The sequence below is a fragment of the Marinifilum sp. D714 genome (assembly GCF_030851345.1).
Taxonomy (GTDB): domain Bacteria; phylum Bacteroidota; class Bacteroidia; order Bacteroidales; family Marinifilaceae; genus Marinifilum.
Map to the genome: position 1 here is coordinate 47,245 of NZ_JALPNU010000025.1, position 11,249 is coordinate 58,493.

At 36.4% G+C, this 11,249-nt stretch carries 6 protein-coding genes; 2 read left to right on the forward strand and 4 right to left on the reverse strand.

Annotated elements, in window-relative coordinates:
* Window positions 1–113: 113 nt before the first annotated feature.
* From M0051_RS16825 to M0051_RS16840, 4 genes are all read right to left on the reverse strand, one after another.
* Window positions 114–2,522 (reverse strand): ABC transporter permease, encoded by a 2,409-nt coding sequence (locus tag M0051_RS16825; protein WP_306742693.1) that lies wholly within the window; start codon window positions 2,520–2,522, stop codon window positions 114–116.
* Window positions 2,523–2,564: 42 nt separating this feature from the next.
* Window positions 2,565–4,892: an ABC transporter permease gene (locus M0051_RS16830; protein WP_306742694.1), complete on the reverse strand. Its 2,328-nt coding sequence runs from the start codon at window positions 4,890–4,892 to the stop codon at window positions 2,565–2,567.
* A 77-nt stretch (window positions 4,893–4,969) separates the two neighbouring features.
* Entirely contained in the window at window positions 4,970–7,336 is a 2,367-nt protein-coding gene (locus M0051_RS16835; protein ID WP_306742696.1) for an ABC transporter permease, read from the reverse strand.
* Window positions 7,337–7,425: 89 nt separating this feature from the next.
* Window positions 7,426–8,118, reverse strand: coding sequence for an ABC transporter ATP-binding protein (locus M0051_RS16840; RefSeq protein WP_306742697.1), 693 nt, complete (start codon window positions 8,116–8,118; stop codon window positions 7,426–7,428).
* A 267-nt stretch (window positions 8,119–8,385) separates the two neighbouring features.
* On the opposite strand from M0051_RS16840, the gene M0051_RS16845 reads away from it, so the two are divergent.
* Window positions 8,386–9,747 carry a sigma-54 dependent transcriptional regulator gene (locus M0051_RS16845; protein ID WP_306742698.1) on the forward strand — a complete coding sequence of 454 codons (1,362 nt, stop codon included), beginning with the start codon at window positions 8,386–8,388 and terminating at the stop codon, window positions 9,745–9,747.
* Window positions 9,737–11,080, forward strand: a complete 1,344-nt coding sequence (locus M0051_RS16850) for a PAS domain-containing sensor histidine kinase (RefSeq protein WP_306742699.1) — start codon at window positions 9,737–9,739, stop codon at window positions 11,078–11,080. Before M0051_RS16845 ends, M0051_RS16850 begins: the two co-directional genes overlap by 11 nt.
* Window positions 11,081–11,249 lie beyond the last annotated feature (169 nt).

The window sequence follows — 11,249 nt, forward strand, 5'->3', positions numbered from 1 at the left end:
GAATAAAGATAATCAGGAGCTATTAAAGATACTGTATTCCATCATTAATAGCTCCAGACTTGTAAGTTCAACCAATTGATAATTCTTAATTAATCATTGTTAATTGAATAGGTTTATTCATAGCGAAGCGATTCCACAGGATTCCTTTTGGCTGCTCTCCACGATTGCCACGTGACTGTTATTAAGGCAATTCCCACGGTAATGATTCCTGCTAAAACAAAGATCCACCAGCTAATATCCGTTTTGTAAGCAAAGTTATTCAGCCATTTGTTCAAGATATAATAGGTAATGGGGCAGGCAATAACAAAAGCAAATGCAACCCATTTTATAAACTCACCATTCAACATATTTAAGATTTCCTTTGTCTTAGCTCCATTAACTTTGCGTATCCCTATTTCTTTAATTCGCTTGTTAATGATTAAAATGGTTAAGCCAAATAGTCCTAAGGATGAAATGATAATGGCTATAATCGCTGAGTAGGTTATAATTAAACTCCATCTTTCTTCGTTTTGATATCTTGCGTTTAACTGTTCATTCCAGAATTTGTAATCCAGTTCCTTGTTAGGCGCAACTTTATCCCATGTGTTTTTTATAAATTGAATGGTCTCAGCCTTCTTATCTGCTTTGTATTTTAGGAAAGCAAATTTACTTCTCTTGCCAAAATCAGCTCTTAAAATTAAAGCAAGAGGTTTAATTGTCTCTTTGGTAGAATCGAAATGAAAATCGTTAATAACTCCTATAATTCTACGTTGTTGTCCGTCTATAGAGATGGTTTTATTTACGATTTCACCTTCCGGATTGATGAAAGATGCTAGTTTTTGATTCACTATCACCGATTCAAAATTTGGAAGTTCGGGTTTAAAGTTTTCTCCTTGTATAATTTTAAGATTTAATGTTGAGATATAATTGTGATCCACATATAACAATCGAGCTTCAACATTTTCATCGTTAGAATTTTGAACATATCCCATTGATCTGCCACTCACATAATTTCGATCTGAAAAAGAATGAGAAGTAATTCCCGGATAAGCAAATATGTAATCACTTAAGGTTCGCTTTTCTTTTTCACTCAAATGATATACTCTAAGGTTAATTACATTATCAGAAGAAAATCCCAATTTTTTATTTTTCATGAATTGGGTTTGTTTTATTATTCCAATGCTTAATGCAATAAGAATAATAGACAAAGTGTATTGTAGCATGACAAAAGATTGAACCGGGCCAATTTTTTTATTTTGAATATCCCCTTTGGAGATTGTTTGTTGTTTGTATTTTTTCTGTAGTTTAATTACTTGAATTAGACTAGTGATTAAAGTAATAAAAAGAATTGTTGTTACTAAAAACAAAAGGAAACCAGGTATGTTAATAAGTTCAAGATAGACCTCGTTTTGAGTTAATATTTTCATTACAGGCAATAACTCATACGTCAAAAGTATACCAAATGCAAAGGCAATAAGAGTAAGTATAATATTCTCGGTAAAGAATTGAGCAAATATATGCTTTGGTTTAGCACCCAGAGTCATTCTAATGCTAATATTGCTCACATTTCTTAAAGTTTGCCCCAAAGTGAGCATTATGAAATTACTACATGCAACAAATAATATAAAGAAGCCTACAGCAGATAAGATGTACAGGCTATTTTTATTGTTGTTTTTTTCGTAATCACTCTTCTTATCGTTTAGGTATATTTTTTTTAGTGGTAATGAAAATGGAACAAAACAATCACTGGTTTCAGCAAGGTATTTTTTCGATTGATATAATTTAATTGATTCCTGATAAAAGTCTACCACTGTTTTGTTTACCAATTCTTCAGCTATTTTTGCATTTTCGGTTCTGTCTATTTTATAGAATACTGAAGATTTTCCGAAGAAAGTATTTGACCATGGAAGTTTATCGTTGGCGTATTTATAAGGTATTAAACCAGTAAACTGAATACTTGAATTTTTTGGAGGATCCTCCATGATTCCTGAAATAACAAACGACTGATTTTCAATTTTTGGAAATTGAACCTGTAATCCAATTAATGAATCAATACGGCAAGAATGAATTGCTTGAAATTTATTTGCCAGGCTTTGGGTAATCACAATCTCATTCGGATTTTGGAACAATCGATCACGATCTCCCAGGATTAATTTGAAGGTAAAAATCCTAAAAAAATCTGGTTCGGTAAGGTAAATATTTTCTTCTAAATTGTGATTTTGAAATGTGATAGAAGGTCCGTGCGCCCCCCTAATTGCGGTGCACTTATCTATCTGAGGAATATTCTCTTTTATAATTTTTGATAACTGGTAATCGAGTAGCGAATCATCTTCTTTAATTCCATTTTCAAAGGTAAGTGTATAGTTAAGTTTGAAAATTTTATTTCCCTCTACATGAAAATTATTGTAGTGAAATTCTTGCGTTAAATACAAGTATATTAGGAGAAGACAGGTAGATGCAACAGTAAAACCTACTATCGAAATAATAGAATTTAATTTGTTCTTTAGAATATTTCGAAATGCATAATGTATGTTACTTTTCATATTCGAGGGATTTTTAAATGATTAATTAATAGTGAGTTTCCGTTACTCATATCTCAAACTTTCCACAGGATTTCTCTTTGCCGCTCTCCACGATTGCCATGTAACGGTTAACAATGCAATACCCATTGCCATTACTCCCGACAATCCAAATACCCACCAACTCATTTCTGTTTTATAGGCAAAGTTTTCAAGCCATTTGTTCATGGCAAACCAGGCAATCGGACAAGCCAAAATAAAGGCAATAATTACCCATTTTAGGAAATCCTTGTTTAACATTCTGATGATTTCATAAGTTTTGGCTCCATTGGTTTTGCGAATCCCAATTTCTTTGGTGCGCTGTTCCGATGAAAAGTAGGAGAGAGCACTAATGCCAATAATTCCAAAGATAACGGCGAGAATCGAAAAGCTTAGTAAGATTTTTCGAAGTATATTTTCGGATTTATATTGCTGTGTAATGTTATCGTTCATAAAAAAATACTCCATTTTCTGATCTGGATAATGCTTATCCCACTCCGATTGGATGAAATCCATAGCTGGCCTGATATCTCCGGAAGCAATCTTTATATGAGTAAATCTGGCATTACTTGAAGATTCGTTTATGTAAAAAATGTAATCTCCAATTTGTTGATGTGCTGAATTGTAGTTAAAATCGTCAACTACCCCAATGATATCCATTCTTCTTTGATCTGCTTCCAATGGCTGTCCCGATCGAAAAGAATTTAGATTTTCGATATTGTTGTGTTTCTCCATTAGTCGATCATACAGATGCTTATTAATGATAAACCCTTCAATGGTATCTTTAGATCTGTTGATGTAATCATAAAGTAGAGGAATATTCATGGTTTGCAAAAAATCCAGATTTGAGAATGACACCTCGGCTGTTCCTTCAATTCCAAATCCTTCAAGAGCAAATGTCTGCGTTGGATATCCAAAATATTGTCTTGTAAAACCAACACATTCTATTTGGGAGTTCTTTCTCAATTCGTTGGCAAAAACATTTGGATCTTTTCTAAAATCCTTTTGTCGAAGAACAACAACATTCTCTTTGGTAAAGCCCAGAGGTTTATCCAGAATGAAGTTAATCTGTTTGTTTACAAAAATTGTGGAGGATATTAGAACAATTACAATTAAGATTTGAAAGATCATTAATGGTTGCAAAAGCTTCTTTCCTGTTAAAGGAAGGAATCCTTTTATGATTTCACTAATCGAATTTCTTCTCAGAATGAAGAATCGTACAAAAAATATCGATAGTGTTCCACTGCAAAATAGAATGATGAATATGGCCCAATAGATGATTGGTTCGTTGTAAAAAATATCAAACTGAATTTCGTAAAACTGGCCAATAATAGGTTTTATCAACTCTATTACAAATAAGGAAATAAAAATAGCAACTGAACAAAGCAGCAATACTTCAATTAGTATCTGGTACAACAAATGTTTTTTATGAGCTCCAATGGAGGATTTTAAACCAAACTCTTTTGCCCTTTTGAAAAGATTGACCGTGATTAAGCTGATGAAATTAACCAGTGATACAAACAAAATCACAAAAGCAACAATTGTGAACAAGTAGATGTTTAATTTGGTATTGCTTTCTTTAAGTTCGAACCTATGATTCGATTTTAAATGAATATCCGTAAGTTTCTCTAATTGGAACTTGTAATCCTTCGGCCCTCTGGTTTGCCTGAAACTACTCTTGTTAAAATCATTCAATATTTTATCAGCGATAAAGCTTGGAGAGCTTCCTTTTTTAAGCTTGAGATAATTGTACACCCATTGTATTTTTCTTGTGCTTAAAATCTTAAACCGTTCTTCCAGGTTTCCTTTTTGAGAGAGTAGTATCTCACAATTAAAGTGCGTTTTTATTGGTGTGTTTTTAAATATTCCTGCAATTTCAAATCTTCCTGAACCATCTCTAGCTCGCAAACTTTCGGTTTCAATGGTTTGACCCATTGGGTTCTCATTCTTAAAATACTTTTGGGCAAATCTTTCTGATACAAATGCGACATTGGGATTTGATATTTCAGACAAATCTCCGACTATACTCTCAATACCAAACATGCTAATAAAATTGGTATCTACTGATAAAACATCATTTTGCGAAATGGTATTTTGGTTGTGTATTGTAATGTTTTCAAGTTTAGCATGTGAAAATTGGCATGCATTTTCAACTTCAGGAAAGTTTAAGGAGGTTTCCTTAATAAATCCTAAACTTCTAGCCCAAGAATCATCAATGTGTGATGGAGTTGAGATTACTCTGTAAATTTCCTGATGATCATTGATGTGTTTGTCGTAGCTTTTTTCATTTTGAACATGAACAAACAGCACAAAAAATGATGCCAGCCCTACACTTAGACCCAATATGTTTGTCACAGAAAAGGCCTTGCTATTAAGAAGACGTAAAACAGATAATTTAAAATGATACCAAAGCATGTTGCTAATTTTTAGGATTATTCATATCGTAAACTTTCCACCGGATTCCTTTTTGCTGCCCTCCACGATTGCCAGGAAACAGTTAGCAAAGCAATTCCCATGGCAATGATTCCTGCCAATGCAAAAATCCACCAGCTGAGTTCAGTTTTGTAGGCAAAACCACTAAGCCATGTGTGCAAAGCATACCAGGCAATAGGGCAGGCAATTAGGCAAGCAATAAACACCCACTTTACCAAATCGGTATTCAGCATTTTTACAATCTCGAAAGTTTTAGCACCATTGGTTTTTCGTATCCCAATCTCCTTGGTGTGAGTTTCAACAATAAAATAGGTTAGGCTGATTAATCCCAAGCAGGATAGGAGTATGGAAATTATGGTGGCATAATTTAGAATGCGCTGAAACTGTTTTTCCTTCTTGTACAAGGCTTCCCAGCTTGCATCAAGATATTTGATTTCCAAAGGGAAATTTGGAGAAATATTTTCCCAAACCTTGTTGATAGAACGAATACACCTTTGAGTACTGGCAACACTGGATTGATTGATTTTGAAATAAATATACCTTGCAGTTTCACCACAACTTCTAAAGGCAATTGGTCTAATTGCTGAATGCATGGATTCGTGATTAAAATCTTCTACTTCAGCAATTACTTTTCCAACTTTGCCATTGTATCGAATTGTTGCATCTTGTGGTTTTTCAATATTGAATTGTTTAAAAGCCGTAGCATTAAAGATCCAATCTGCATTTTCCTCTGAATAACTATTAAACTGTTTGCCCTGAATCAATTTGATTCCAAAAAATTCAAAGAAGTTTGGGCTTACGAAAAGATTAGCAAAACCAATTTCCTGTTTTTCTCCTTTGTTGATCATGCTTAGTCCCCAATTTGATTGATTATAACCAATTGGAGCAGATGTGTAAGTATGGTCAGAAATTTCAGGGATTCTTTTGATTTCAGAATTAAAGGCACTACTGCTTTTCTCGATTTGCGGATTGGTAGCAGCATAAAGAATTTGTTCTTTATTAAAGCCAGGATCCAACTCACTCATGTAATTGTTTTGCTTGTTGATCAAGAGGATTCCACACAGTAAAACGATTGTAATGCTAAACTGAAAAATAAGCAAGGCATTTCTAAAATGGTTTTGAGAGCGGTTATTTACTGTGTTTTTTAATAATGCTGTAGTTTGGGTCCTACTAAATCTTATTCCGGGAATAATTCCGGTTAGTACAAAAGTAAAAGCAAGTAGAGCAATAAAGATGATCAGGTTTGATCCTGAAAAAATCTCAGCCAAAGTAAATTCCGAATTGGTAATCTGATTTAATCCGATCAGTAAGAAATTACACAATACAATTACCAGTATACATGTAATGAATAGGACCAAAGCGGATTCAGCGGCGATTAACTCAACTACTTTGGCCTTTTTACTTCCCATTACTTTAAGGATGCCAATATTTTTAAGGCGCTTAATTTTTTGTGCAGTAACCAGGTTTATGTAATTGATACATGCAAGCAGTAGAATTAAAAATCCTATGATTTGTATAATGTTTAAGGTAAGTTGATTGCCATGTTTTAAAATCTCAATTTCGGGTAAATCATTATAAGCTTTGGCAAATGGCTGAATCTCAAATTTGGTCTCTTCTCTATATCCTTCCGGGATGTTGTCGGTTGAGATATTGGCAAGTTTCCGATTGATAATTCCAGCATCAATATTTGATGGTAATTTTGCAAAAGCACTGTAGTTTTGAGTGCCCCAATATTCTTCGCTACTTTTAAACCACGAGATTTTATAATTGGTTTCTAGTGAAAGTACAGCATCAAATTCCCATGAGCAATGATGAGAAAGATCTTTAATAACTGCTCCTACCTCAACAATTACATTTTGCAAGTTGGTAGCATTGTATAGCAACTCTTTCCCAATAGGATTTTCATTGCCAAATATCTTTTTAGCCACCGATTGGGTCAACACAATTTTATCGGCAGTATTTAAAGCTTTTTTAGGATCACCGTAAATTGTTTCAAACTGAAAGACCTTAAAGAAACACGAATCAGCTATTAGCAGATTTTTCAGCTTATAAGCCGTATTCTCTTTTTTCAGAAAATCCTGTGGCGACCAAGTATACCTTGCAAATGTTATTGCCTCTATTTCCGGAACTTCAGACCTGACATGTCTAACCATGGCGCTAGAAATATCAGGGTCTTTTTCGTTTAAAAGCGTATAGGTGTATTCGATATCAGCAATTTCCTGATCCATATTTTTCTCCTTATTCACATAGGCGAAAACAAGCAGACTAATTGTAATTCCTATAACCAAGCCACTAATATTAATCGATGAAACCAGCTTATTCTTCAATAAGTTTTTGAATGATATTTTAATGTTGTAGAAATTCATAATTCAGTTTAGAAATGGTAATGGCTTAGACAGTAAGCTTTAAAAGATATGATGTGTAAATTGTTAAGGCAGTAGCGGTATTTCGATGCTTAAAATACCTGCTCCGCTACCAAGCTTTCTTCAGTTACAACTTTACCATCAAACAGGTTGATAATTCGGTGAGCATATCCTGCATCTTTCATAGAGTGAGTCACCATGATAATGGTAGTTCCTTCGCGGTTTAATTCGGTAAGCAATTCCATAACTTCCTGACCGTTTTTCGAATCCAGATTACCCGTAGGCTCATCGGCAAGAATTAACCCTGGGTTAGATACTACTGCGCGAGCAATGGCAACACGTTGTTGCTGACCACCTGATAATTGCTGAGGGTAATGTTTTGCACGATGACTCATGTTCATTCTATCAAGCACCTGGCTCACCATTTCTTTTCGTTTTTTGGAGCTGATGCGCTGATAAACCAAAGGCATTTCAACATTTTCGAAAACATTTAATTCATCTATCAAGTTGAACGACTGAAATACAAAACCAATATTTCCTTTTCTTAAATCGGTGCGCTGTCCCTCTTTTAAATTCGCAACTTCGGTTTTGTTAAAATTGTATTCACCTCCCGATGGATTATCCAATAAACCCAGGATGTTTAAAAGAGTAGATTTACCACAACCCGAAGGTCCCATAATGGCTACAAATTCTCCTTCTTTAATGTTTAGGTTTACATCGTTTAAGGCTAAAGTTTCAATTTCATCCGTTCTGAAAACTTTCGATAAATTTTTAATAGAAATCATATTCTTCGTTTTTAAATAATACACATGTAAAATCATGGCTTACCATTGCGAACTTTGTGCCGAAATTTGTAAGTATCTAAATATAAACACAAAAAGAAGGATCGGACTTTAGGGCGTGTAAAATTTTTAGACAGTGTATGTCTAATATTTTGAAAAGCTGATTAATTTAGAGGAGCAAAGCTTATTTTAAACACTAAGACGGAAAGTCACATTGCTCTCCCGATAGTTATCAGGACAAACATAAACTCATCACTCATTCGCCCAAATATGAAAAAATCAAACATTCTTATTGTTGACGACAACCGAAGTGTTTTAAGTGCATTGGATCTGTTGTTATCGCCATACTGTGCCAAACTAAAGTGTTTATCCTCTCCCAAAACCTTATTTGCCGAGCTGCAAAGCCAAGATTACGATGTTGTTTTGCTGGACATGAACTTTACCACTGGTATCAACAATGGCAATGAGGGCATCTATTGGTTAAACCAGATCTTGGAGCAATACCCTGGTGTGAGTGTTGTGATGATTACGGCCTATGGCGATGTTGAATTGGCGGTAAAAGCAGTCCGTTCCGGGGCTACCGATTTTGTTCTGAAACCTTGGGACAACGAAAAAATGATTGCAACCGTTGATACAGCCTGTAAGCTAAGTCAGTCGAAGAGAGAGCTGAAAAAGATGCAGCTGAAAGAAAAGCAGTTCATTGAGGAGATCAACGGATCGAATAAAGATTTAATTGGTTCATCGGCTACCTGGGAGCGTGCCATGAAAATGGTTCGTAAAGTGGCCGATACCAATGCCAATGTGCTGATCACCGGTGAGAATGGAACAGGGAAGGAGCTGATTGCAAGAGAAATTCACCGACTTTCGAAACGATCGAACAAAGTAATGGTGAGTGTGGACATGGGAGCCATTGCTGAAAATCTGTTCGAAAGCGAATTGTTCGGGCATAAGAAAGGCGCCTTTACCGATGCACATTCCGATAGAATGGGGAAAATAGAAGCTGCCAATAAGGGAACACTCTTTCTCGACGAAATTGGAAATCTGACCATGCCCATGCAGGCCAAATTGTTGTCGGTGCTTCAAAATAGGATACTTACCAAGGTGGGTGACAATTCACAAACCAAGCTTGACTTACGCCTGATATGTGCCACCAATGGAAATCTGCAGCAAATGGTATCCGATGGCAATTTTAGAGAGGATCTTCTGTATAGAATCAATACCATACACATCGAAGTACCGCCATTGCGCGATCGTAGAGACGATATCCCCGAACTGGCAGAATTTTTTGTGAACAAGTATGCCGATAAGTATGGGAAGAATTTAAAAATAAGCAGTCAGGCCATAGCCAAGTTAAGCGATTACGCCTGGCCGGGAAATGTTAGAGAGTTACAGCATTCGGTTGAGAAAGCGGTAATCCTTTCGGATTCTCAGCAGCTAACCGCAGGCGATTTTGTTTTCAAGAACGACGATATGAACAATGTATCCAACTTTGGCGGAACCCTGGAAGATATGGAAGCACAACTGATTGCTTCGGCCATTGAAAAACATGCTGGAAATCTTTCTGCCGTATCAACACAATTGGGCATTTCTCGTCAGACGCTCTACAATAAAATCAAGAAGTATGGGCTATAAGAATTACAATTTTGCATTATGGGTTAGAATGCTAATCCTTTTGGCTACCGCTATTTCATGCGGTTATGCCATTGCCACAGCATCCTATATGGCCCTTACTTTTTTTGGTTTGTTTATGCTCGTAGAGGTTTGGGAGCTCATTCGATTCCTAAACAAAACGCACAAACAAATCGACTTTTTTATCAAGGCCATTAAGAACGAGGATACAACACTTCGTTTCCCCGAAAAATCAGGCAATAGCATTATTAACGAACTGCATCATAGTTTAAACGATCTGAATGGCATTTTGCAGCAAGTGCAAACCAAATCGAGAATCAGGGAAAAGTATTTTGGTGAAATTCTGCAGAACATATCCACCGGAGTGATCGTCTTATCGGAAAATAAGCACATTACCGATGTAAATTCAGCCGCACTTGAATTGTTGGGCCTGCCTGCACTTACACACATTAGTCAGCTGAATAGAATCGATACCCGATTTACCAATTCGCTGCTCGAAATCTCGAACAGGCAGAAGCAGGTTTTGGAACTCTCAACGCCTAAGGAGAGGGTTCAGATCAATACCGCCTGTTCGGTAATCCGAATCGATCAAGAAGACATTAAGCTCATCACCCTGCAGGATATTCGTGGAGAACTGGAGCGAAAAGAGGTAGATGCCTGGATCAAACTGATACGTGTGTTGAGTCACGAAATCATGAATTCCCTGGCTCCGGTAACTTCCATTGCACAATCGCTGAAGCGGATTTGGGAAGAGAAATCAGAAATGATTGTAGATGAAAATCTGGAAACAGAAGTGGGGAAAACCGTGAACGGATTGGGCGTGATTACCGAAATGAGCGAGGCGTTGATCCATTTCGTGAAATCCTACCGCATGTTGTCCAAGCCACCAAAGCCAATCTTGGGCAGTGTAAACTCCATCGAGTTTTTCGATCGACTAAGCATTCTGCTTTCACCAATAAAGGAGGAGTTTGCTGGTGAATTGCAGATTCAAACCCCAAAACGATCCTTCGATTTTGTAGCCGACGAACAGATGATTGTTCAGGTGATCATCAATTTGGTGAAGAATGCCAAGGAGGCATTTAACGGAGAAGCCGAGCATGGAAAGATCAGTGTGAGTTGTAACAAGAAAGGACCAATTTGTGAGATCAATGTAATTGATAACGGCCCGGGAATTCCTGCCGAAATTGCCGACGAGATTTTTATTCCATTCTTCACCACCAAAACAAATGGTAGTGGTGTTGGCCTAAGCCATTCCCGACAAATTATTCGCGCCCATGGCGGTAGTTTGTATTGCACCTCCAAACCAAATCAAACCGTGTTTAAATTGAGGTGGTGATTATCTAATAATTCTACCCTGCAAGGGTAAGAGCAGTAACATAGGGCATCGCCCTATGATTATCAAAAACAATATGAAACCAAGCCCTGCAAGGGCGCTAGCACAAAATGAAATAATTGGAATTCCGCTCACGCCCCTTCAGGGCTAATTGTGTTGGATTTGGATTCAC